Genomic DNA, 26,073 nt, shown 5'->3' with positions numbered 1-26,073 from the left:
TATAGTGATTTTAATTATCACAAAAACAAATTGCCACCGGTGGCAATGGCTGATAAAGTTAATTTATAATAACTAACTCAATAATATTTAATCGTGTTAGTTAAGCGTACCAACAGCACTACTAATAATAAATAAGGTGCCACACTGTAGGATACATACATGGATAATACACGTAGATTTTTTATAAAGGCAGTTGCATCTAGTACATTACTTGGAGGAGCGTTAATTGGATGTAAATCAGTCCCCCTTGTCGATATGCTAAGCAGCCCTGTAAAAGGTGATGACTGGAAAATGGCAGATGCGATTAAATCATCCATTAAAGTCCCCTCGTTCCCAGATAAAACATTTAATATTATCGATTTTGGCGCTAACGGCGATAATAAAACTAACAATACTGTCGCAATTAATAATGCAATCAAATCCTGTAACGCCCAAGGAGGGGGACAGGTAATTATTCCTCAAGGTCAATTTATAACAGGCGCAATTCACCTACTTTCTAATGTTAATTTACATCTAGAGGAAGGCGCTATACTCAGTTTTAGTACAAGCCCTGAAGACTATCTTCCAGCTGTATTTACCCGCTGGGAAGGCCTGGAAATGATGGGTTACTCACCACTTATTTATGCTTTCGAGCAAGAAAATATTGCTATAACAGGCAAAGGGATTCTTGAAGGTAATGCAAATAATACCACTTGGTGGCCATGGAAAGGTAAGCACAAAGAGGCTCACTGGGAGCTTTTAACTGACAATAATGGCCAGATAATTGAGCAAAAAACAGCTCGAGATAAGTTAATGCGAGATGCTGAGCAACATATCCCCGTTGAGCAGCGCATTTATGCTGATGGCGCTTATTTACGCCCTCCTTTTATACAACCTTATCGCTGTAATAATGTACTTATTGAAGGTATCACAATTAAAAACTCGCCATTTTGGCTAGTAAACCCTGTACTTTGTAATAGTGTTACGGTTTGCGATGTCACTTTTTCAAGCCATGGACCTAATTCTGATGGCTGCGACCCTGAAAGCTGTAATCACGTCCATATTAAAAATTGTGTATTTGATACCGGAGATGACTGCATTGCAATTAAATCAGGAAGAAACGCTGATGGACGCAGAGTAAATACAGCCTCACAAAATATTGTCATTGAAAACTGCCATATGAAAGAAGGTCATGGCGGCGTCGTAATAGGCAGTGAAATTTCTGGCGGTGTGAATAATGTTTTTGTACAAAATTGTACTATGGATAGCCCCCATTTAGAGCGTGCTATTAGAATCAAGACCAACTCAGTTCGAGGTGGTTTAATTGAACACATCCGTATTCGTAATATTGAAGTTGGTACCGTTAAAAATGCGATTGTAATTAACTTTTACTACGAAGAAGGCGATGCGGGGCAATTTGATCCCATTGTCCGCGATATAAAAATAGACAACTTACATTGTAAAAATGTACTCAGTAAAGCCCTTTATCTTAATGGCTTTGCCCGTGATCCAATTAAAGATATTACGCTAACAAACAGCCACTTTGACCAAGTCGGTGATGAATCAATCGTTAACCATGTGACTAATTTTACCATTGATAATGTCACACTAAACAAACAACCAATGTCATTAGCTAAAATAACCCAGTAAAAGGTAGTAAATGAATGAGCAATAAACCGTTTTCCGCATTAATGGCATCACAACCTATTTTACCAATCATTCAAGCTAATGATGAACAACAAGGTATTGATATAGCAAACGCAATGTACGAATCAGGGATTCATCTTGTTGAAGTTGTATTAAGAACAGAGCAATCGATTAATGCCTTAAAAGCTATAAAACACGCAATACCAAACCTTATTGTTGGTGCAGGAACGGTGACGAGTACACATATTTTGGACAAGGCACTTAACGCAGGTGCTGATTATATTGTTACTCCTGCCGTCTCTTCTAAATTACTGGATGCGCTTTCTAGCTGTGAAGTTCCATGCTTACCTGGTGTATCAAATACTTCTGACATATTACTTGCAACAGAGTTTGGTTTTAATGAACAAAAATTATTCCCCGCTTCTCTTGCTGGAGGCCAGCCTTTTTTAAAAGCAGTATCGAGCGTATTTAAAGATGTTCGCTTTTGTCCAACAGGTGGAATAAATCAAGATAATTATCAAGAATATTTAGCTCTGAGTAATGTTTTTGCCGTAGGTGGTACATGGGTAGCCAATCCTCAATGGGTGATAAATAAACAGTGGCAACTTATTACACAGGCATGTTCACACGTACTCGAAGCTAAATAATTTAAGTTTATAAAATTTGCCACCGGTGGCTAAATAGGTAAAAGAAATGAATGCAGGAATTTCCATGACGAAGAATATTGAACAATTAAAATTACACCCGGACCGTCTTTTCTCAAGTGATCCAAGCGTTATTAAGATTGCACGCCAACTGTATGAAAAAATAAAGGATTTACCAATTATTAGCCCACATGGGCATACGGATCCAAGTTGGTTTAACGAAAATAAGAACTTTGGCAACGCAACTGAACTCTTTATTAAACCTGATCACTATGTATTTAGAATGCTGTACAGCCAAGGTATTGACCTTACCACGCTAGGGATCCCCGAGCATGGCCTTGAAGGCGATATGGAACGCTCGAGAAATGCGGATCCAAAAAAAGCGTGGCAAATTTTTGCTGACAATTATCACCTATTTGCTGGCACACCAAGTGGTTACTGGTTAGATGCGGTATTTAGTGATGTATTTAACTTTACAGAAAAACTTTGCTCTGTAAATGCACAAGACTACTATGAAAAAATAACGGCGGCCTTAGCAACAAAAGCATTTAAGCCACAAGCACTGATGGACAGATTCAACATTGAACTAATTGCAACAACTGAAGGTGCTTTGGATACACTCGCGCACCATAAAGCGATTGCTGGTACATCGATGGAAAAACGTGTTATTACCTCGTTTAGACCAGATGATGTTGTTGATGCAAGCCGAGAAGACTTTATTGAAAATATAAAAAAACTAGGTGAACTAACCAGCCAAAATACTGCTACATGGCAAGGTTATCTAAGTGCAATTCAAACTCGCCGTGATTACTTTAAACAAGAAGGCAGAGCAACAGCAACTGATCATGGTCACCCTAGTGCACTAACTGCTGATTTAAGTTTAAATGAATGTGAAGCCCTTTTTGAAAAATGCCGTACAGGTCAAGCAACAGAACAAGAACAAGAGCTTTTTCGCGCCCAAATGCTAACTGAACTGGCTGGAATGAGTATAAAAGATGGCCTAGTGATGCAAATTCATCCGGGGGCACACCGAAATCATAACTTACCAATATTCAATCAATTTGGCCGAGATAAAGGCGCAGATATACCAAGTCAAACCGAGTATGTTAATGCACTTAAACCGCTGTTAAGTAAATACGGAAATAACCCAAATCTAAAGATTATTCTATTTACCCTTGATGAAACAACTTACAGTCGTGAACTTGCGCCCCTCGCAGGCCACTACCCTAGTTTAAAACTAGGCCCAGCATGGTGGTTCCATGATAGCCCCGCAGGTATGTTAAGATTTCGTCAGCAAGCAACTGAAACTGCTGGATTTTATAACACGGTGGGCTTTAATGATGATACGCGAGCATTTTTATCAATTCCTGCACGTCATGATGTAGCACGCAGAGTAGATTGCCGATATTTAGCCGAGCTGGTAACAAATCATCAAATTAATGAAGAAACAGCTCACACGTTAGCTTATCAATTAACCTATGGGTTAGTTAAAAAAGCATATAAATTAGATTAGCTTATTTAATTAACAGCCAAGTACTTTTTGCTTGGCTGTTATTATTGGGAGAAGATTATGACAATAAACGCCCCTTTAAAACAGTTTGCACTCACATCCGGTGCTATTATTTTTGCAAGTTTGTTTCTATCGGCTTGCCAGCAAAAAGAAAGCATTGCAGCATTACCAACACTTAAAAAAGCGCCCCCTTTAGCACAAATAGAAATCAGTAACCCCTCTGATTTTGCACGTCCTGATGAGCCTATCTACGTGAGCTACTACGACTTAGGCCTCACATCAAAAGAAGCATTCAGCGTTTTCAGTGCTGATGTGGAACTTCCAAGTCAAGCAGTTGATATTGACTACGATGGCACTGTTGACGGACTTTACTTTGTTGTTGATTTAAATAACAGCACACCTGTCAGTATTACTATTGAAAATACACCTGTTAGTGTTAAACCTGTCGATAAAGTAAAACGAGTACAGGCAGATCTTGCCCATAAAGTTGCTGGGCAATGGCACCCGCATAGTCGCCCCCCTAAACACCAAATAAATACAGGTAAAAAAGAATACGTTGGAGGTCATTTTGAAAATGTTAAATCACTTACACCGCCAGATTACTATACGGACCATTCAAATTGGATACGCTATGAAGGACCCGGTATTGAATCAGACAAAGTAGGCTATCGCTTTTATTTAGATTGGCGAAATGGCTTTGATATTTTCGGTAAATTAACACCAGAACCCGTGTTACACCAAGTTGGCTTAGATGGATATGAATCTTATCATCACAAAGCACGTTGGGGGATGGATATCCTTAAAGTAGGAAGCTCTCTCGGTGCAGGCGGCTTTGGTGTAATGAATACAAAAAACCAGCTTGAGCACGTCGCCAATGTAAAAACACGGACAGCACGCATTGTCGAAAATGGCGATTTACGCGCGAGTGTACAGCTAGATTATAACGACTGGAAAAGCTCATATAATCAACAAAATCTTGTTGCTGATATTAGTATGCATGCAGGTTCACGCCTAGCAAATGTAGCACTAAAGCTAAGTAAAGACTTACCGAATATGGCTACAGGCATTGTTAAACATGAAAATACTGTGTTCATACAAGGTGATTTAAGCAACTTAAGTAACTATGGCTATAGCTATATTGCTAGTTGGGGTAAACAAAGCTTAGATAAATCACCACTTGGTATGGCTATTTTTTTCAAAAAAGGCGATCTAAAAAAAGTAACTGAAGATAAAAACAACTATCTCGCGATACTTGAGCCTAAAGGGGATAAATCTCAGCAACGTGTTAATTACTATTTTGCTTCAGTGTGGCAACCAGAAAGCGGCATAAATAGTAAAGATGCTTTTATTGATTATTTAAACAAGGAAGCCGAAAAATTAACACAAAAACCACGTTTGCGAATTAAAACGCGTTTATCAGCAGCTCAATTCAAAGCACCACTTGATGCAAAAAGTGCTTTAAAGTGGACACAGGCATTAGCTGACACCGAGCTTTCTCATAAAGTACTTGGTTATCACTATATGGGCTGGGATGTAAACCGTAAACGCTTACCAAAATTTGAATACGATATCATTGGTATTCAGCCTTACGCATATAATCAGTTAGCTCTATTGACCGGAAAAAAACAGTACAGCGAAGTCATTGAAAAAGTAACCGCGAGCTTCATTTCTGATCAAGGTAAAATTTATGCGTATAAAAAAAGTAACTTCAATATTGATAACATCCCCCCCGGCCAAAACTTAATTAGCTTATATGAGCGTACAGGTGAGGCTAAATACCGTGTAGCTATTGAAACACTTAGAGAACAATTGCACGATCAACCACGCACCTCTGCTGGTGCTTTTTGGCATAAAAAGAAATACCAAGGTCAAGTATGGTTAGATGGTGTTTACATGGGTATGCCATTTTTAGCTCATTATGCAAAAAAATTCGAGCTTGGTCATAAACAGCAAGAAACGCTTAATGAAGTAGTCAACGAATTTAAACTTACTCGCGAATTTTTACGCGACTCAAATACAGGGCTTTACTACCATGCATGGGATGAGCTAAAAGCACAAAGTTGGGCTGATAAAAACACAGGATTGTCGCAAGAATTTTGGGCTCGCGGCATGGGCTGGTTAGCCATGGCTGTTGTTGATGTACTGGATTATATTCCGACAGAAAATATCGAGCAGCGTGATTTTTTAGTCACAATGATTGGTGAGATTGCCGTTAGCCTTAAAAGTGTTCAAGATCAAAACACCGGAACATGGTGGCAAATACTTAACAAACCTGCGCAGCGCGGTAATTACCGCGAGTCGTCAGCCACAGCAATGTTTATTTACTTTTATGCCAAAGCAATCAATAAAGGCTACGCAGCTAAAGAATATACTGCTTTAGTAAAATCAGCTTATAAAGGTTTACTCAGTGAATTTACCCTTGTTCATAAAGATGGAACTGTTTCTATGCTAAATCAATGCTACGTAGCAGGGTTAGGTTTTGGTCGTGATGGAAGCTATGACTATTACATGAGCGAACCTATTAGCCGTAACGATCCCAAAGGTGTTGCACCATACATTTTGGCTGGTATCGAAATGGTTAAGCTACTAGGTATAGATAACTCAGTAAAGTAAGTCATTCTTCAAAATAAGGTTGCGTTACTATGCATTTACCATTTAGTTCAGCTGTATTTTCAGTGCTTATCTGTATTTTTTGTTGTGTTTTTACTTTGAAAGCCGAGCCATTACCAAATGAAAATTTATGGTCTATCAGAATGGCTGAATCAGAGATGCAGCGAAACCCACAGGCGTATACCCTCGATTGGCGCAAAGCGCCACGTTGGGATTACACACACGGCCTTGAGCTACTCGCATTCTCTCGGCTTTATCAAAATACAAAAGACAAACGCTACTTTGATTATATACGTGAGTATGTTGATAGCTTAATTAATGAAGATGGCACCATTAAAAGCTATCAACAGAGTAAATATAATATTGATATGCTCAACGCCGGTAAATTATTGTTTTTTATGTATGATGAGACTAAAAACAATAAATATCGCTTAGCAATCGATACTCTTTACAAGCAGCTAGAACATCATCCTCGTACTAAAGAAGGTGGGTTTTGGCATAAAAAGCGTTATACCTCCCAAATGTGGCTCGATGGGCTTTATATGGGTGCGCCCTTTTATGCACAATATATACGCCGCTATGGCAGCGAAACTCAATTCGACGATGTAATCAAACAGTTTGAATTAATAGAAAAATACCTTTATCGCAGTGATACTAAACTACCTGTACATGGGTGGGATGAATCTAAACAACAGGCATGGGCAAACCCTAAAACAGGAAAATCGCCTAATCATTGGTCTCGTTCTATTGGTTGGTATGCCATGGCAATGGTCGACGTACTTGACCAACTCCCGAACAATTACAATAAAAAAACGTGGCTAAACACACGCTTTAAGGCGCTAATTGATGCCGCTCTTATTTACCAAGATAGTTCTGGCACCTGGTTTCAAGTAACTGATAAAGCAAGTATTAAAGGCAATTACCTAGAATCATCAGGCAGCGCTATGTTAACTTATGCTATGGCTCAAGGTGTTATGAACGGCTACCTTCCTGCGGACTACTTGTTACATGCACAGCGAAGCTACAACGGTTTAATTAAACAATTTATTTTAGTCGATGCAACGAACCAACGTATTTCTTTTACTCAGACATGTGCCGTAGCAGGCCTTGGTGGTACACCCTATCGCGATGGTAGCTTTGGGTATTATATAAGTGAGGATATTCGAGCCAATGATCCTAAAGGCGTAGGGCCATTTATTTTAGCTAGCCTTGCTTTGATGCGTTAAGGCCTAATAATGCGACCAATAAATATAATAATACTGTTAAAATTTTTTGTATATTACCTCGTTACTTTTTCATTTTCAGCCAAATCAATTGCCCCACCAGACGCGGCCTATGTAACAGATAATACTGGTATTAAGCGCGTTAGTTTAAATACCGACGATTATACAAATCCTATATTACACGCCGATTATTCCGATCCTGATGTTGTTGCTGTCAATGGCCACTACTACATGACCGCGTCTAGCTTTAATTCAGCCCCAGGATTGCCAATACTTCATTCAACCGATTTAGTTAATTGGTCTTTAATTAATTACGCACTAACAGAACAGATCCCCGTAACGCATTACCAAAAAGTGCAACATGGTAATGGTGTTTGGGCACCAAATATACGTTATCACAATAACTTGTTTTGGATATTTTACCCAGATCCTGATTTTGGTATTTATGTTACCACGACAGCCAATCCAGCAAAAAAATGGAGCAAACCGCGCTTAATTTTATCAGGAAAAGGACTCATCGATCCAACACCTCTGTGGGATGATAACGGTAAAAGTTACTTATTACATGCTTGGGCAAAGAGTCGTTCAGGCTTTAATAATGTTTTAAGTTTGAGGGAAATGACAAGCGATGCATCATCGGTAAGCAGCCTATTTACTCATATCATTGATGGCAAAAATTTCCCTGGATATAGGACGATTGAGGGACCCAAATTTTATAAGCGTAATGGCTATTATTATATATTTGCCCCAGCAGGTGGCGTTGATTTAGGTTGGCAATCGGTGTTTCGTAGTAAAAATATCGCCGGTCCTTACCAAGCTAAAATAGTTATGAATCAAGGTAATTCTATTATTAATGGCCCGCATCAGGGTGCTTGGATACATACTGACTTTGATGAAGATTGGTTTATCCACTTTCAGTCAAAAAAAGCGTATGGCCGTATCATACATTTACAACCAATGCAGTGGAAAAATGATTGGCCTATCATCGGCAAAGACGAAGACGGTGATGAAATAGGTGAGCCTGTTTTACGCTATAAAAAACCAGTGCATAGCGATACAGTGACGATTAAATCACTTAAAGCGAGTGATGATTTTACCGCTGAACAACTGGCTCTACAATGGCAATGGAACGCAAATTCTGATGTACGTTGGTATTCGCTAACTAAAAAGCTTGGTGTTTTGCGCTTATATCAGCAGAAAAAAATAGCCGAAAGCAATGACAGCTTGTGGTTAACACCTTCTCTATTACTACAAAAATTACCCACAAATACCTTTACTCTAACCACTAAACTTACGTTACCTAAATTGCCATTAAAAGGCCAAGCAGGACTTGTTTTATTTGGTGAGAACTATGCATGGATCGGTATTACTTATGATAAAGAAACGCAAACTAATCAACTGGTTTACGCACAATGTATAAATGCACGTAAAGGCTGTAATGAACACTTAAAAGAACCTCAACCTTTCTCTGGTAATAATGTTGAGTTACGTATGACAATGCAACCCACTGGCGATGCTATTTTTAGTTATCGCACTAATAGCACAGATCCTTTTCGAATTATTGGTGAACATTTTAGTGCTACAAAGGGACGCTGGGTAGGAGCAAAAGTGGGTTTATTTCATGTTGCATCTAAGCCAAACGCAACGCAATTTATAGATGTTGATTATTTTCGATTCACACCAACAGAGCAAAATTAAAAATGCGTAATAGCAACAGATTAATTCATTGTATTATACTCATTCTAAGTACCTTTTTTGTAGTATCATCCGCATATGGAAAAGAGTACACGTTGCAAAATAGGTATAAAAAATTAATAAAGGATTACCCACAAATACAGTTACCCTCACAAACAATACCCCGCGAAATCTTGTCCTATCAGGATGTTGTTTATAAAAAAGTTACCGACCATGTATTAGCAATGTCTATTTATCGCCCCAAAAATTCAACCGCTTCCTTACCACTTGTTGTCATGATTCATGGTGGGGGCTGGCAATCAGGAACACCTGAACTATTAAAAACATTAGCATTTTCTATTGCAGCACAAGGGTTTGTGGTTGCAGTGCCTGCATATAGATTATCAACAGAGGCGCAATATCCTGCTGCAATTAATGATTTAGCCACTGCGCTGAACTGGCTTACAACTCATAAAGCACAATATAATATAGATACATCAAAACTAGCGCTAATTGGCAGCTCTGCAGGAGGGCAAATGGCGGCCTTACTGGCCTACAGTCAAGGGCAATTAAAAGAAACTAATAACCCACTTATAAAAGCTAACGTATTAATAAATATTGATGGATTGAGCGATTTTACAACACCTATAGCCCTACGCTATGAAAATGACCCAAGTAAAAAAATAACATCTGCGAGTGCTTGGCTCGGTTCGCGATATGAGGATAACCCCCAACGTTGGCATAATGCGTCACCAATTAACTATATTAACGCAAGCTCACCCGCGACCTTATTTATCAATAGTAGTGCTAAGCGTTTTTATGCAGGCAGAGAAAAAGCCATTCAAAAGTTAAATTTTCTGGGTATAACCACTGAAGTTTATCAATTTAAAGATGCTCCTCATTGTTTTTGGCTATTTCAACCGTGGCAAACAGACACAATAAAAGCAATGACGTTATTTTTAAAAAAACAGCTATAACGGGTATTTTATACCAACCGGCTTATATATGGGGGGTCTATTTAACGATAAGAAAATTGCACTATAACTAGGCAAAAATTTTATATCTAATTGTTCTAAATAAAAAATTTTTAACAACGTTATAGAGTGATTTAATTCATTAAATTGTTCAAGTATTTATGCCGATTGGTATTATTCGCTACATTGCCCTGTCGACTCTCGCTTAACTAAAGTGGGCGTAACCGTTTTTTGAAGTGGTAACTTTTCTTTTGTTGCACGTGACTTATTTATTAACTTTTGTACTGCTAAACATGCCATATTATAAACAGGTCGACGAATCGTCGTTAACGAAGGAATAATGCGCGACGCTAAAATATTATCATCAAATCCTGCAACTGAAAGCTCATCGGGTACTTTGATATTTAAGTTACTTGCAACGCGTAATGCCGCTGCGGCCATTTCATCATTATTAGCTACAATAGCTGTTGGTCTATTAGGCGTGTCTAACAGTGTTTGTGCGCACATTAAGCCACTTTCGTAATTATTTTTCCCTTCCACAATACGACTGTCTGGTAGTTGCACATTGTAAACCTGTAACTCAGCCAAAAAACCGGCTAAACGCTCAGTAGATGAACGAAAATGTTGCGGCCCAGAAATAAAACCAATATCGGTATGACCAAGTTCAACTAAATGGCTTGCCATATCACGCATGGCTGCACGCTCATCCGAGACAACTATATTGTCTGCATCATCTAAATCAACAGAGGCAAGGCGTACATAAGGACATTGTGCTTCACGAAGAGCCGCCGCAAGTGCTTTATTTTCAGATACTGGTGGTAGGATAATCACGCCATCTAATTTTGAGCGTGAAATAAAACGTAAGCAATCATCAATAAAGTCCTCATGCTTTGACGACCCGGGGTGAACAACTAGCTCATAACCCAGTTCGGCGCACACACTTAGAGCACCGCGTTGTACTTGGTCAATATAAAGCGCATCAGGGTTATCATAAATTAGTCCTAATAAATAAGAACGACTAGATGCGAGTCCACGAGCCTGCTTATCTGGTGAAAAGCCTGTTTCTTTAATTATTTCCAGTACCCGCTCACGCGTTGCCTCACCTACTGCTGGTGAGCAGTTAATTACGCGAGAAACAGTACGTTTTGAAACACCTGAAAGCCGTGCTACATCATTGATCGTTACTGACATTATAAGTTCCTGAACAAGGGTAATCTTCAATTTTACCAGCTACTTGATGTCTGTAAAGAAACCATTGCAGTGATTAGTCTTTCAAGGCAAAAATGAACCCAAAAATAAATTATTTTGTAAGACAATAGTTATAACAGCGGTTGGCTTTTACGCAAAATAAATTCGACCAACCGCTTTTTGTATAGCCTATTGTAGTAGATTCAGCGCTGTTAGCGTAAAAATAACGGCTTGAGTCAAATTAATTATCCCAAGTTCAGATCATGTTACTCAATAAGACCTAATAAGCGAGGTAAAAACTCACTCACAGCAGGTACGTAGGTAACAAGCATTAAAACTAAAAACATAACAATATATAATGGGATCATTGGCTTAATAATTTTATGAAGAGACGTTTTAGCCACTGCACAACTTACAAAAAGTACACTTCCTACTGGTGGCGACACCAATCCTATGGATAAGTTTAATACAATCATAATACCAAATTGTATGGGCGACATACCAAACTGTTCGGCCACAGGCAAAAATATTGGCGTAAAAATAAGCACCGCAGGAGTCATGTCGATAAACGCGCCCACTAGAATTAAAATCAAGTTTATGAGTAATAATATAATAATTGGATTATCACTGAGTGTTAAAAAGAAATCACTGACAATTTGCGGAATATGGGTAAATGATAGCAGCCAAGACATTGCAGAAGAAGCACCAATGATGAGCATTACAATCGCGGTTGTTTCACATGCTTTTAGCAATATTCCAGGTAACGCGGCTAAACTAATTTCCTTATAAACAATAACAGATAATATTAACGCATAAATTACCGCGATTGCCCCCGCTTCGGTTGCAGTAAATACCCCTCCAATAATACCGCCTATTACAATAAAAATAAGCAGTAAACTAGGAAAGGCAGCCAACACTTTTTCAATAACAATGTTTAACGGTAGGCGTGCTGTTACAGGGTATTTATTTTTAATAGAATACACCGCACAAACAGTCATTAATGCAAGTCCAACTAATATACCGGGAAGGTAACCTGCTATAAATAATGCCGCAATTGAAACACCACCACTGGCGATTGCATAAATAATTAAAATATTACTGGGTGGAATTAGCATGCCCGTCGTGGATGCCGTTGCGGTGACAGCAGCCGCAAAGTTTTCACTGTAACCATGTTTTTTCATCTCTGGTACCATAAAACTACCAATCGCTGAGGTTGCAGCTACAGCAGAACCTGATATTGCACCAAATAGCATACACGACAAAACATTTACCAACGCTAAGCCACCAGGTAAAAACCCTATTAATGCCATCGCACATTCGATTAACCGCTTGGCGATCCCTCCTTGGCCCATGATAAACCCAGAGAGAATAAAAAATGGAATAGCAAGTAAAGCAAAACTATCTAATCCACCAGCTAGCTGTTGGGCGATAGTCGTCGCCGCCGGCGTAAAATCCATATGCATTAATAAGGCGAGTAAAGTAGCTAAACCAATGCATATTGAAATAGGGACATTAATAAGTAGTAATGCAAAAAAAGTAACGACGAGAATTATTGCTGTAAAATCCATTACACCTCCTCCTTCTGTCTAGTAGCGGCTAATTGAAGTAAATTATCTAAGCAATTAATCGCAATAAGTACCCCGCTTAATGGCAACACTAAATAAACAAATCCCATATTAATGCCTAAAGCTGCTGATGTTTGCTTCAAATCAAAGCTTAATAGCATCAATAAAGCGCCCCCATAAATTAATAGACTGCTGGCTGTTATTAGCGCTATTAATTCTATAAAAATAGCGCATTTGTGCTTTAGTCTCGGTTTCATTTTTTCATAAAACAGATCAAGCCCTAAATGTGCACGTGTTCGATAAGCGTAGGCTGCACCTAATACGCCAATCCAAATAAGCAAAAAGCGCGCTAATTCTTCGGTATATGAACTTGGCGAACGCATTATAAATCTCGAAAAAACCTGCCAGCAAACCACTGCAACAATGGCAACCATAGCCATAATCAAAATACGCTCAATTAGGTGATTTAAAAGTGTGTTAAATTTACGCATCATCTCTCACTACATTGCTTTAATTTTTGTTATTACTTTTGCAACAGGAGTGTTGTCAAAAGACGCATGAAACTCAACGACTTGATCGCGAAATGCTTTTTTATCTGGATAGGTTACTTCAACACCCGCTTCAATTACTTTTGCAAGGGCGTCATCAGAAGCGGTTTGCCATAACGAACGCTGGTACTTTACTGAATCAGCCATTGCTTGGCTTAGCCATTGCTGCTGCTGGGTATTTAACGAATCCCACACACTTTGGCTGGCTATAATCACATCAGGTACAAATGTGTGCTCATCCAATGAATAATATTTTGCTATTTCATAATGGCGAGATAAGTAATAACTAGGTGGGTTATTCTCTGCACCATCAACAACACCTTGTTGCAAAGCTGCATAGAGTTCACCCCATGCAATAGGCGCAGCTGCACCACCAAGGGCTTGGACAGTGGCAACCGCAGTTGGACTATTCAGTACTCTTATTTTTTCACCCACTAAGTCATCAGGTGTGTTGATTGGTTTATTCGTTGTATAAAAACTACGGCTACCCGCATCGTAATAACCCAGCCCTTTAAGTTTTGCAGTTGCAACCTTATCGAGTAAATTTTGGCCTGTTTCGCTATTGAGTACTCGCCAAAAATGTTCACTATCTCTGAATAAGTAAGGGATACCAAATACTTTCATTTCAGGTACAAACCCTTCAAGAGGACTGGCTGATACTTTGGTTATAGCAAGGCTGCCTATTTGTAATAGTTCAATTAACTCTCGTTCAGAACCAAGTTGGCCACCTGGGTAAATTACTATCTCCATACTCCCCTTTGAATAGTAATCTAGCCGCGTTGCCATATATTCCATCGCCTTGTGAACCACATGACGAGTATCAAGTGTATGCGCTAATGTTAAACGTATGGTTTTTTTATCATCGCTACAACTGGTGAGTAGCCCGATCGATAAAACCAAAAAAACGACATTGAGAAGATTCTTATGCATTATTATATTTCTTCTTATCAGTGTGTGAATAAGCGATTGTACGAACTACATTACCTCAGTTCATGCGGCTGATATTTATCCATATCATCATAATCTAGATTTTCGCCAGCCATCCCCCAGATAAAACTGTAGTTTTGAGTACCCGACCCAGAATGAATAGACCACGCAGGTGAAACAACGGCCTGTTCATTATGTATCCATAAATGGCGCGTTTCTGTGGGTTCTCCCATAAAATGGCACACAGCTTGATGCTCTGGTATTTCAAAATAAAAATACACTTCATTACGTCGATCATGTTGATGAGCAGGCATTGTATTCCATACACTACCAGGCTTTAGCTCAGTCAAACCCATTTGTAATTGGCATGTCTTTACAACTGTATTAATCAGCATTTGGTTTATATCACGCTCGTTAGACGTTTCTAAAGCGCCTAAATGCAAGACGTTTGCATCATTACGGGTAACTCGTTTATTTGGGTATTTATGGTGTGCTGGCGCCGAATTTAAATAAAACTTAGCTGGATTTGTGTTATCACAGCTTTTAAATGTCACATTTTTTGATTCTTTACCTATATACAAAGCATCTTTGTAGTTAAGTTCAAACGTCTCATTGTCTGCGGTTACCGTACCTCGGCCGCCTACATTGATAATGCCCAATTCACGTCCATTCAAAAAATGAGCTGCTTTAAGGTTATCTAATGTCTCTAGCGTTAAAGCTCCTGCAGTTGGAACCGCACTACCTACCATAAAACGTTCGTAATGCGTGTACAGCCAATAAATTTTGTCTACTTGCATAAGCTTATCAACCAAAAACTCATCTCTGAGCTGCTGTGTATCGTAGCCTTTCACTTCATTTGGACCAACGGCGTAACGTGACTCAATTTCTGTACTCATAGTTTGCTACCTAAAATAAAGTTATCGTGCTAACCAGCCGCCATCAACAGCTAAAATATGTCCATTAACATAATCGCTAGCAGCTGATGATAAAAAGATGGCGGTTCCAATTAAATCCTCAGCTTCACCCCAACGCCCTGCTGGTATACGTTTTTCGATCTCACTGTTTCGAGTAGGATCATCTTGTAAAGCTTGTGTGTTATCGGTTTTAAAGTAACCGGGAGCAATTGCATTTGTTTGAATATTATATTGCGCCCATTCATTCGCTAATGCTTTAGTAACGCCTGCAATAGCATGTTTACTTGCTGTGTAAGCAGGTACTGTCATGCCACCACTATATGAAAGCATTGACGCAATATTGATAATTTTCCCTTGCCCTTTTTTAATCATTGCAGGTGCAAGTGCCTGAGCAAGTAAAAAACTAGCATCAACATTTACTTTCATTACGTTTTGCCACTGCTCGTACGGATAATCTACGGCTGGACTTCGAAAAATAGTGCCACCTACATTAATTAAAATATCAACAGTCCCAGCATACTCTAATGCACGCTCCGCAAGCGAAATAACAGCATCTTCGCGGCTTAAATCAGCATATAATTCAATCACTTGCCCTGATTCATTGTTAATCATCTGGCACGTGTTTTTGCAACCATTCTCTTGGCTACTGCTACATATAATATTTGCACCTGCTTGAGCTAAACCCAAGGCTATTTGCTGCCCTAATCCACGGCTGGCCCCAGTTACTAAGGCCGTCTTTCCCTTTAAATCGAATAAATGCATGCTCATTGCCAATTCCTATCGTTAATCTCTATATTTATATAATGTAAATAAAATAATTTGAGTTGTTAAAAGCCATTCTTCGCTACCGGTGGCAGTTTGTCAAATTTAATTTGCCACCGGTGGCATTTATAAGTAGTATGAAATCAACAACAGGCCAATCGATACTCAAAATGGGTTATATTATGCAAACATTGAATAGAAAAAACTTTAATAAAAACAAATACCCAACAAAAATAATGCAATTTGGTGAAGGTAACTTTTTACGCGCTTTTGTCGATTGGCAAATAGATAAATTAAACCAAACGAGTGATCTAAGTGCAGGCATTGCAATTATTCGCCCAATTGATTACGACACATTACCGCTGCTAAATACACAAGATGGTTTGTACACCACTATTATTCGTGGCTTAAATGAGCAAGGTGAAACCGTAAGTGAAGAGCGTATTATTGGTTGCGTTAATGAAGAGATCCCTATTTATAAAAACCTTGAGCGTTTTTTAGAGCTTGCTACAAATTCTGATTTGAAAATCATTTTTTCAAATACAACTGAAGCAGGCATAGAGTACATTGATTCAGACAAGCTAGAGGATAAACCTGCAAAAGCATTCCCAGCAAAGCTAACACAATGGTTATTTCATCGATTTAATCACTTTACTGGCTCAGCAGAAAGTGGCATGGTCATTATTCCGTGCGAACTTATTGATTACAATGGCGAAAAGCTCAAAGAAATCGTTTTAAAGTACGCAAAAAATTGGCAATTACCAGAAGAGTTTACCCAATGGTTAAATGTACATAACCATTTTTGCTCAAGCCTAGTTGACCGTATTGTGACAGGCTTTCCACGAGACGAACATCAACAACTGCAAGAGTCACTCGGTTATTTAGACAACTTTATGGTCACTGCCGAGTATTTTCACTTATTTGTTATTCAAGGACCAAAACATCTCGCTGAGTTATTGTGTTTGAAAGACAGTGACGTAAATATAAAAATTGTCGACGATATTTCACCTTACAAACAACGCAAAGTGGCTATTTTAAATGGAGCACATACAGCGTTAGTGCCGCTGGCATATATGGCAAATATTGACTCGGTTGGTGATGCCCTTAGTGCTCAATTATTTGAACGATATTTAACTCAACTCATTGCTGATGAGATTATTCCGACCCTTGATTTACCCGCAGATGAGCTAAAGAAGTTTGCCAGCGATGTACTTAACCGCTTTAGAAACCCCTATATTTGCCATCTACTATTGTCTATTTCACTAAACAGTATGACTAAATTTAAGACACGCCTGCTACCTCAGCTATTTAAATATGTGGAATTAAACCAAAAGGTTCCTGAGTTAATTGCGATGGCAATGGCTGGACAAATTTTATTTTACCGTGGTTTACGTAATGATGAGCCTATAGCTCTCAGTGATAGCGAACAATGGTTAGCGTTTTTTAAAGACAACTGGCTGGAGTATGACCGCGGTAGCTTAAGTATTGAACAATTGGTTGAAAAGTTCCTAGCCTGTGATTGGCACTGGGAAACAAATTTAAATGATATTTCAGGCCTTAAACAAAGCATCGTAGGTTATCTACAGAGTATGTTGAACACCAGTGTAGCAGCCACCATTGAAAGTAAATTAGGTCAATAAAATGAAACCATTAATCAAATTACACCCAACCGATGATGTAGCAATTGCCATGCGCAATATTGGAGCAGGCGAAACATTACCGGTTGATGGCATCGACATTTTAGTAACTCAAGATGTAGACAAAGGCCATAAAGTAGCTTTGCATGACATAGAAAAAGACGAAAAAGTTATAAAATATGGTGCTCCAATTGGCTTTGCTTTAGCTAATATACCAAAAGGTACGTGGGTTCATACACACTGTGTTAAAACCACCCTAAACGATGAGCTTGAATATCAATACACCCCTGAGTTTATTGACCAAGCAGCAGCAACTCCATCACCCGATGTTAATATTTATCGTCGTAAAAATGGCGAAATTGGTATACGCAACGAGATTTGGCTTATCCCTACTGTTGGCTGTGTAAACGGTATGATTGCACAAATGAAAAAAGAGTTTATGCAACGAAACCCTGATCTTGGCATTGACGGAATTCATGTTTTCCCTCATCAATTTGGCTGCTCACAGCTCGGTGATGATTTAGAAACAACCCGTATTCTTTTACAAAACATGGTATTGCACCCTAACGCAGGCGGTGCATTGGTTGTTGGCTTGGGGTGTGAAAACAACCAATTAAATGTGTTTAAAGAAGGGCTTGGGGATTTTGATGAAAACCGCGTTAAATTTTTAATCACACAACAAGCTGATGACGAAATTGAAGATGGTGTCGCTCTTCTCGAAGAAATTTATAGTCGAATAAAGCACGACAAACGCGAACCTGGAAAATTAAGTGAAGTTAAATTTGGTTTAGAGTGTGGTGGCAGTGATGGCCTATCGGGCATAACAGCTAACCCTATGCTAGGTGTGTTTTCAGATTATTTAATAGCCCAAGGCGGTACAACCGTGTTAACCGAAGTACCAGAAATGTTTGGTGCCGAAACGCTATTAATGTCGCGTTGTAAAGACGAAGCAACCTTTCATAAGTTAGTTGAAATGGTTAACAACTTTAAAGGTTATTACAAAGCACATAATCAACCCATCTACGAAAATCCGTCACCTGGAAATAAAAAAGGCGGAATAACCACATTGGAAGATAAATCACTAGGGTGTACACAAAAAGCTGGCAGCAGCAAAGTACAAGCCGTCTTACACTACGGTGAACGTTTGAGCGTACCCGGTTTAAACTTACTAGATGCACCTGGCAATGACCCAATTGCAACAAGTGCTTTAGGTGCTTCTGGTTGCCACATTGTACTATTTACTACTGGTCGTGGCACCCCTTATGGCGGCTTTGTTCCTACGCTTAAAATTGCCACTAATTCAGAGCTAGCCAAGAAAAAAACACGCTGGATAGATTTTGATGCTGGTGTGCTCATCAACGATGTAAGTATGGAGCAAGTGCATGGTGAGTTTGTTGACTTGCTTGTTGAGATAGTTAACGGAAAACAAACCTGTAATGAAAAGAATGATATTCGTGAAGTCGCTATCTGGAAAAAAGGAGTCACGCTTTAAATGTCTATCAAAAAAATAGCAATTATTGGCGAGTGTATGGTTGAGCTATCGGGTCAATTATTTTCTTTTATGCAACAAAACTATGGCGGTGACACAATGAATACCGCTATTTATTTGAAAAAGCTCGCAGGTCAAAGTGTTGACGTAAATTATGTTACTTGCATGGGTGCCGACACTTTGAGCACCGCGATGATAAAGCAGTGGCAAAAACATCAATTAAATACTGATTTTGTACTTATCGCACCTGATAAACAGGTTGGTTTGTATATGATCCAAAACGATGTTCAAGGAGAGCGCTCTTTTCAATATTGGCGAAGCGACTCAGCAGCAAAATATTTGGTAACACATCCTGATTTTAACCATATTGTCGCGCTTCTTAGTCATTTTGATGCTATTTATCTATCAGGGATATCACTCGCTATTTTATCAGTTAAAGATTGCAATACCCTGCTTGAAATTCTGAAAAAGCTTGCTCATCAAGGTGTCGATATTATTTATGACAGTAATCACCGCCCGGCTCTTTGGGCAAGTGATGAACACTGTAAAAAAACCAACAAAGTCATGTATGCGCTTGCTAATTTATCATTGCTCACTTTTGATGATGAAGTACAAATTTGGGCCGATAATAATATTACCGCTTGCCATTCTCGTTTACACAAAGCCGGCGCTCAGCATGTGCTCATAAAAACAGGTGCTGATGGTTGTCAGTACAGTAATAAAAACACCTCAGAGCCCCGCTATTTTAAAACCAACAAAGTCGATAATGTTACTGATACAACAGCGGCTGGGGATTCATTTAACGCGGGGTTTCTAGCATACTGGCTACACGGTAATTCAATAGAGGACTGTGCCAAAGCTGGTAACTTATTAGCCGGACAGGTTATTCAACACCGAGGGGCGATTGTAGGTATTGATACTGATTCAATAAAAACGTCAATAATAGGTCGTTAATGATGAAGTTTACTTTTTTCGTTATTTGTCTATTGGTTAGTTGCAACATCCACTCAAAAACACCAGCCATTGGAAGTGAGCCCAGTACTATTTTGTATGTTGATAAGCATAACCCTAAATATTTCAGCTCTATTCAACAAGCTATTGATGCGAGTACTCACTTTAAACGCGTTATTATTTTAATAAGTGCTGGCGAATATAACGAAAAGCTATTTATAACTCGTAATAACTTAAGTTTAGTTGGTCAGTCGCAAAGTAATACGCGAATTACTTTTCCTGAGCTTAGAAATAACTGGCGAAAAAATCACGACAGTGATTGGGGGGCGGCGGTTGTAAATATTAACGGTAGCGATATAAATATCGTCAACTTACAAATCACTAATCACTACGGCCGAGAACACAACACTAACGAGCACCAGTTTGCGGTTCGTAGTTTTGAAAACGCCACCCGCATCACCTTGCATCAATGTAACATTAGTTCCGACGGGGCCGATACTCTGAGTTTGTGGAATAAAAAAGATGGATTATATTACCATTCATATTGCTCATTTACTGGCGCAACCGATATGGTGTGTCCTCGTGGTACCGCGTTAATTGAGCATTCTAAATTCTTCAACATAAAGCAAAGTGCCACTCTTTGGCATGATGGCGAACTCAATGTAAATCAAAAGCTCGTTGTAAATGACAGTGAATTTGATGGTGTAAAAGGTTTTTGGTTAGGTCGACATCATTATGATGCACAGTTTTATTTAATTAATAACCAGTTCTCTAGCCACATGGCTGACAAACCAATATTCAAAAAAACCTACCCTGATAAAAGCCGTAATAAGGCAAACAAATTTGGCGCTCGGTATTTTTTTGCGAATAATCAAAACATTAATAGTTATTCATGGGCACGTAATAATTTTCAGCCCACTAACACTTATTTAGCCCAACAAACTGTCGAACAGTGGGTATTTGGTGATAAATGGCAACCAAATGCCGTACTTCATAATTTAGCACAACAAATAAATAAAACTGCTTTTGCTACTGATAGCTTTAGCTTATAAACATAACAATTTTAGGGTGCATACTTTGAATACAATCAATAAGAAAATTAAATATTTAAGTTTAAGTGTATTTGTTTTATTAGTGGGCGTATTCACCTCTCACGGGTATGCACTCGACTCAAATTTAGCCTTTAAAAATGCCGATGGATACGGGAAATACACGCAAGGGGGGCATGGCGGCAAAATCTATATTGTTAACTCACTGGAAGATAATCCTAAAAACCCAGCAAAGGGAACACTTAGACACGCCTTAAAGCGTAAATACAAGCGCACAGTGGTATTTAATATCTCCGGTGTTATTCATTTAAAAGAACCCATTATTGTAAAAAGTGGCTTTTTAACTATTGCAGGGCAAACCTCTCCAGGTGGCATTACCGTTGCGGGTGCGCCAGTTCAAGTTTCGGATGCTGATCATATCATTATTCGCTATATGCGTTTTCGCCTTGGTACATTTAAATTAGCTGAAGATTCGATGTCTGTGCGCAATAGCCGAGATATAATAATTGATCACTGCTCATTTAGCTGGTCAGTCGATGAAACTGCTAGCTTTTATAATAACCAACGATTCACGCTGCAAAATTCAATTGTAGCTGCGAGCCTTAATCATTCAATCCATCCCAAAGGGCGTCATGGCTATGGTGGAATTTGGGGGGGAAATAAAGCCAGTTTTATTAATAATGTCATCGCTCATCATAATAGCCGCACACCACGATTAAATGGTTCACGCTTAAAACCCCCTTACGATGAACAGTTTGAATTTGTTGAATTTTCCAACAATATCATTTTTAACTGGGGCAGCAATAATGTTTATGGTAGCGAGAATGGCCGCTTTAACTTAATAAACAACATTTACAAACCGGGACCCGCAAGTAAAGCAATACAACTTGTTGATTTATGGTACTCGCCAAATATAACGAAGTCTCAAGCTTATATATCTGGTAACTATTTTGAGGGAGATGAGGAAATAACTGCCGATAACCGACTGGGTGTAAACTATCGCACTAGCAAAGATGCAAAACGTAAAAATATATCAATGGATGATAAACGACTCAGTCGAGTTAAGTTAGAGCCAATCAATGGTGCTGCAAACAGTGCGACAATAAATAGTACTCAAAAAACCTATAGCACACTTATAAAGGAAAAAAACGTAGGGGCTAATTTTAATGCCAATGGCATGTTTTTAGATAATATTGATACACAAGTGTTAAACCAAGTAGATGGAAGTACGCCTATTAACGGCAAAGGTTTAATAAACAGTGAACTAGAAATGATTAAAAGCTGGGAAGAATATGAACGACAATTTCTAGGATTCCCTGACATAATTGATAAAAATAAAGATGGTATAAATGATCGTTGGGCAGCTAAAAACCCAACTAACCAACATAATATAAACGCTTATATAAATTCGATTACGGAGTAATCATTCTTCACTTTTATTATATGAAGGCCGGCTGGTGAATAAAGTCATCCGGCCTTTGAATAGGTCAAACTTAGAGATGACAAATATGCTCCTTCGCTAAGCGATTACCCTAGCGCTAACCAGATACCTACAGCAGCCATTAAGCTGCCAGCAATACGGTTCATCCATTTTATATTATCGCCACGGCTTAAAAATAAACGCAGGCTTTTACCGCCTGTTGCGTAAGCTAACATACATACAAATTCGCTCACCATTATTACACTTAACAACACCAAAAGCTGAGGAGCTACAGCATGCTCAACACTTATAAATGGCGGCAGTAGTGAAATCATAAACGCCCAGCCCTTAGGATTTGCAATTGCAGTTACAAAACCTTGGGTAAATAACGACTGCCTACTTACATCACTTGGCTTTGAGGTATCAATAGACATTTTTCCTTTGGCTCGCCACATGTTAACGCCAATATAAATTAAGTACGCGCCGCCTACCCACTTTAAAATAGCGAACGCATCTGGGTAATTTAGCATTACGCTTGCAACGCCTAATACCGCAGCTATAGCAACACTTGCGACACCTAATAGCTCGCCTATCATCATCCATAATGTGCGGCGCACGCCAATGCTCATACCCAAAGTCATAGCGAGCGTCATACACATACCAGGGGTGATAGACACAAAAAAGAACGTAGGAATAAAAACCGCAAGCGCTGCTACATCAATCATTAATTTACTCTCATATTAAAAGCAAAAACGCGGCTATAAGTAGCCGCGCTGTTACTTACTCATGTTTATTACTATTTCCCAGCACTTACCATTGGTTCAGTAATGACCTCTACTGGCTCAACTGTATCACTAAGCAAGTACTTGTCTAACCACTGCTCTTGTTCCCACAATACATGCAATAAGCTTTTACGCGCGCGGTAACCATGTGCTTCATAAGGAAGCATTACTAAGCGGGCATCTTTACCTAAACCTTTTAGGGCTGCGTACATGCGCTCACTTTGCATTGGGAAGGTTCCTGAATTAGGATCTTCTTGGCCGTGGATCATTAGCATTGGTTCGTTAATTTTTTCAGCATGGAAAAACGGCGACATATTAGCGTACACACTTTGTGCTTGCCAAAAATCACGCTCTTCTCCTTGAAAACCAAACGGCGTTAATGTGCGGTTATACGCGCCACTGCGGGCAATACCGGTTTTAAATAAATCGCTATGAGCCAATAAGTTAGCAACCATAAATGCACCATACGAGTGCCCTGCTATGGCAATTTTATCTTTATCGGCAATACCTTTTTTAACTAATACATCAACAGCTGCTTGCGCACTTGATACTAACTGCTTTCTAAAGTTATCGTTTGGCTCGCTGCCATCAATACCCACTATTGGCATTTTAGGGTCGTCAAACACGGCAATCCCTTTGGCAAGGTAAGGCATTGGGCCCCAATAACCAATGTAGGTAAATGCATAAGGCGATTCGCGTACTTGCGATGCAACCGCTTTATCTTTGTATTCAAGTGGGTAAGCCCACATAAGTACCGGTAACGGGCCTTGTGCTTTGTCATACCCTGGTGGTAAATAAAGCGTACCAGAAAGCTCAACACCGTCGTCGCGCTTATAACGTAATTGCTCTTTAGTTACCCCTTTAAATGCAGGGTACGGGTGCTCAAATGTTGTTAGTTGCGTTAGCGTGTCGTTATCTAAATCGCGTATAAAAAAGTTAGGTTGCTCTGTTTTAGATTCACGAATAGTAATAAATCGCTCACCTTCGTCGTCAAGCAGTGCGCGTACGCGCTCGTAGTATGGCGCTTGTGATTGCCATAAACGCTTACTGCTATTTGTTTTAACATCGTACCTATCTAAAAACGGCACATTACCTTGCTCTGAAGCACCATTACCGCGCAGGTAAATATAACGCCCGCCTACAATCTTAATAACGTTAGCACCTAAATCGTTGTGCTCGTAAATTGCATTACCTGGATCTTTATACGCATCGTTATAACTACGCTCTGAAAATAAAACGCGGTTTCTGTCGGCATTTCGTGGTTGTACGATGTAAGTACGTACTTGGCGATCACTAAAGCGCCAATCTGTCAGCATTGCAATGTTCTCGTTGCTCCACTCCATTCCCCCGTAACGGCGCTCTACTTTGGCAAACAATTTAGGCTCGCGTTTAAATGGTGCACGTAAGCTGTAAAGATAATCGTGGTGCTCAACGTCGGTTTTCATGTCGCCGCCATCTTGCGCCTGCGCCCAAATAACTTCAGCGCCTTGATCGGCTCGCCATTCAAAATCACGGCGGCCAGTGCGAACACTGTCGTAACCTTGCGGAATATTATCGGCAAGAGGTTGCTTTGCAAGTTCGGCTAAAACATAACCGCGCATGCCCCATATTTGCCAAGTGCTTGCAAAACGGCTGTACGGTACTTGATACGAAAATGGCTGGCTAATACCTGCAACCAATATATTTGTCGAATCAGGTGATATCGAAAACGCTTTAAATAAAGAAGGACGTCCAATTGCTTGGGCATTACCATCAAGTGTTATGTAAGCCAGCTGACCTAAGCCATAAAATTTAAACTGCGCTTCATCAAATGGGCTTGTTAATAGATTTTGATAAGTGCGGGCGGGCGCTTTTTCACCAGTGCTTTGTTGAATAACAGGCACTACATTTTGACTGTCGTTTTGCAAAGCAGGTTTACCAACATTTACCGCCAAGTTTGCCACTATGGCGCTACTGTCAGGTAACCATTCGTAGGGAGTTGCTGTTATTACTGAATTGAGTGCTGCACTTGAAAGCTCTTTTGCTTGTTTTGTTTCAACATTGTAAAGCCATAAATTTGCTTGGCTAGGTTGCTCAACTATAAACGCTAAATACTTGCTGTTAGACGACCACTGAGGAGAGCGAATAATACCGCGTGGTAAATTATTAATACTAATCACTGTACCAGTGCGAACATGTTTAAGTTCAACAGCGCTAAACTTAGCGCTCACACGAGAACGCGAAAAATTAGCTGGGTTCAATTTAATCCCTGCAAGCTTAAGCTCTTCTTTTGCAAGCTCATCAAGTGTTACCACTCGTTTGCGTTCAAATAATGCAAGCCACTGACCATCGCTCGACAAGTAACTAGTGGGGGCTAATTTAGCATCAACCAAAGCTGCAAGCTCTGGTGAGGGCATTTGATACCCTTGTTCTGCATAACTTGCTGGCAATAATGCAACACAACAAATAAAGGCAACTAACAGCCTAAAAGCGTTCATGTTTTTATCCTTTTGTTATTTTTTACTTTTATAAACGTATATAAACACGTTTTGCTTTGTTCATAAAGCATTTAGCTCGTTTAAAGTATTCCAATAGATGACT

20 protein-coding genes are annotated in these 26,073 nt (G+C 39.3%); 12 read left to right on the top strand and 8 right to left on the bottom strand.

The features are described from left to right. Positions 1–159 precede the first annotated feature (159 nt). The 7 genes from NRL14_RS13580 to NRL14_RS13550 all read left to right on the top strand — a co-directional run bounded on the left by NRL14_RS13580 (position 160) and on the right by NRL14_RS13550 (position 10,264). On the top strand, positions 160–1,629 hold the full coding sequence (locus NRL14_RS13580; protein WP_306724884.1) for a glycoside hydrolase family 28 protein: 1,470 nt from the start codon (positions 160–162) through the stop codon (positions 1,627–1,629). 14 nt (positions 1,630–1,643) lie between these two features. Continuing rightward, a complete protein-coding gene (eda, locus tag NRL14_RS13575) occupies positions 1,644–2,273 on the top strand; it encodes a bifunctional 4-hydroxy-2-oxoglutarate aldolase/2-dehydro-3-deoxy-phosphogluconate aldolase (RefSeq protein ID WP_007377238.1) in 630 nt (209 codons plus the stop codon). 64 nt (positions 2,274–2,337) lie between these two features. Further along, positions 2,338–3,783, top strand: a complete 1,446-nt coding sequence (gene uxaC / locus NRL14_RS13570) for a glucuronate isomerase (RefSeq protein ID WP_188085296.1) — start codon at positions 2,338–2,340, stop codon at positions 3,781–3,783. Between the two features lie 57 nt (positions 3,784–3,840). Beyond that, positions 3,841–6,393, top strand: a complete 2,553-nt coding sequence (locus NRL14_RS13565) for a glycoside hydrolase family 88 protein (RefSeq protein ID WP_306724883.1) — start codon at positions 3,841–3,843, stop codon at positions 6,391–6,393. Between the two features lie 29 nt (positions 6,394–6,422). Further along, positions 6,423–7,616, top strand: coding sequence for a glycoside hydrolase family 105 protein (locus tag NRL14_RS13560; RefSeq protein ID WP_306724882.1), 1,194 nt, complete (start codon positions 6,423–6,425; stop codon positions 7,614–7,616). Positions 7,617–7,625: 9 nt separating this feature from the next. Then, positions 7,626–9,311: a glycoside hydrolase 43 family protein gene (locus NRL14_RS13555; RefSeq protein ID WP_306724881.1), complete on the top strand. Its 1,686-nt coding sequence runs from the start codon at positions 7,626–7,628 to the stop codon at positions 9,309–9,311. 221 nt (positions 9,312–9,532) lie between these two features. Continuing rightward, entirely contained in the window at positions 9,533–10,264 is a 732-nt protein-coding gene (locus NRL14_RS13550) for an alpha/beta hydrolase (RefSeq protein WP_157770570.1), read from the top strand. 171 nt (positions 10,265–10,435) lie between these two features. Here the strand turns inward: NRL14_RS13550 and NRL14_RS13545 are convergent, their stop codons facing one another. From NRL14_RS13545 to NRL14_RS13520, 6 genes are all read right to left on the bottom strand, one after another. Next, on the bottom strand, positions 10,436–11,452 hold the full coding sequence (locus NRL14_RS13545) for a LacI family DNA-binding transcriptional regulator (RefSeq protein ID WP_007377232.1): 1,017 nt from the start codon (positions 11,450–11,452) through the stop codon (positions 10,436–10,438). Positions 11,453–11,715: 263 nt separating this feature from the next. Further along, positions 11,716–13,017, bottom strand: a complete 1,302-nt coding sequence (locus NRL14_RS13540; RefSeq protein ID WP_306724880.1) for a TRAP transporter large permease — start codon at positions 13,015–13,017, stop codon at positions 11,716–11,718. Beyond that, on the bottom strand, positions 13,017–13,508 hold the full coding sequence (locus tag NRL14_RS13535) for a TRAP transporter small permease (protein ID WP_007377230.1): 492 nt from the start codon (positions 13,506–13,508) through the stop codon (positions 13,017–13,019). The genes NRL14_RS13540 and NRL14_RS13535 overlap by 1 nt, the downstream gene beginning before the upstream one ends. A 6-nt stretch (positions 13,509–13,514) precedes the next feature. Beyond that, positions 13,515–14,492, bottom strand: coding sequence for a TRAP transporter substrate-binding protein (locus tag NRL14_RS13530; RefSeq protein WP_033015175.1), 978 nt, complete (start codon positions 14,490–14,492; stop codon positions 13,515–13,517). Positions 14,493–14,542: 50 nt separating this feature from the next. Beyond that, positions 14,543–15,385, bottom strand: a complete 843-nt coding sequence (gene kduI, locus NRL14_RS13525; protein ID WP_306724879.1) for a 5-dehydro-4-deoxy-D-glucuronate isomerase — start codon at positions 15,383–15,385, stop codon at positions 14,543–14,545. 21 nt (positions 15,386–15,406) lie between these two features. Further along, on the bottom strand, positions 15,407–16,171 hold the full coding sequence (locus NRL14_RS13520; protein ID WP_306724878.1) for an SDR family oxidoreductase: 765 nt from the start codon (positions 16,169–16,171) through the stop codon (positions 15,407–15,409). Between the two features lie 131 nt (positions 16,172–16,302). Here NRL14_RS13520 and NRL14_RS13515 point away from each other — a divergent pair, with 131 nt between their 5' ends. From NRL14_RS13515 to NRL14_RS13495, 5 genes are read left to right on the top strand one after another with little or no spacing between them, the layout of a single operon-like run. Then, the gene (locus tag NRL14_RS13515; RefSeq protein WP_306724877.1) at positions 16,303–17,805 is read left to right on the top strand and encodes a tagaturonate reductase; all 1,503 of its coding nucleotides are present in this window, start codon (positions 16,303–16,305) and stop codon (positions 17,803–17,805) included. A 1-nt stretch (position 17,806) separates the two neighbouring features. Beyond that, the gene (locus NRL14_RS13510) at positions 17,807–19,294 is read left to right on the top strand and encodes a UxaA family hydrolase (protein ID WP_306724876.1); all 1,488 of its coding nucleotides are present in this window, start codon (positions 17,807–17,809) and stop codon (positions 19,292–19,294) included. Beyond that, positions 19,295–20,245, top strand: a complete 951-nt coding sequence (locus NRL14_RS13505; RefSeq protein WP_306724875.1) for a sugar kinase — start codon at positions 19,295–19,297, stop codon at positions 20,243–20,245. After that, the gene (locus tag NRL14_RS13500) at positions 20,245–21,294 is read left to right on the top strand and encodes a pectinesterase family protein (RefSeq protein WP_008134479.1); all 1,050 of its coding nucleotides are present in this window, start codon (positions 20,245–20,247) and stop codon (positions 21,292–21,294) included. The genes NRL14_RS13505 and NRL14_RS13500 overlap by 1 nt, the downstream gene beginning before the upstream one ends. A 25-nt stretch (positions 21,295–21,319) precedes the next feature. After that, the gene (locus tag NRL14_RS13495) at positions 21,320–22,714 is read left to right on the top strand and encodes a polysaccharide lyase family 1 protein (protein WP_306724874.1); all 1,395 of its coding nucleotides are present in this window, start codon (positions 21,320–21,322) and stop codon (positions 22,712–22,714) included. Positions 22,715–22,818: 104 nt separating this feature from the next. On the opposite strand, the gene NRL14_RS13490 is transcribed toward NRL14_RS13495, so the two are convergent. Then, the gene (locus NRL14_RS13490; protein ID WP_306724873.1) at positions 22,819–23,436 is read right to left on the bottom strand and encodes a LysE family translocator; all 618 of its coding nucleotides are present in this window, start codon (positions 23,434–23,436) and stop codon (positions 22,819–22,821) included. Between the two features lie 71 nt (positions 23,437–23,507). Then, complete coding sequence (locus NRL14_RS13485) at positions 23,508–25,970, bottom strand: prolyl oligopeptidase family serine peptidase (RefSeq protein ID WP_306724872.1); 2,463 nt, start codon at positions 25,968–25,970, stop codon at positions 23,508–23,510. Between the last annotated feature and the right edge of the window lie 103 nt (positions 25,971–26,073).

This window comes from Pseudoalteromonas sp. 20-92 (genome assembly GCF_030847595.1).
Classification (GTDB): Bacteria; Pseudomonadota; Gammaproteobacteria; order Enterobacterales; family Alteromonadaceae; genus Pseudoalteromonas; species Pseudoalteromonas fuliginea.
The sequence above is the reverse complement of the archived record's forward strand: the minus strand, read 5'-3'. Positions and strand labels throughout refer to the sequence as shown.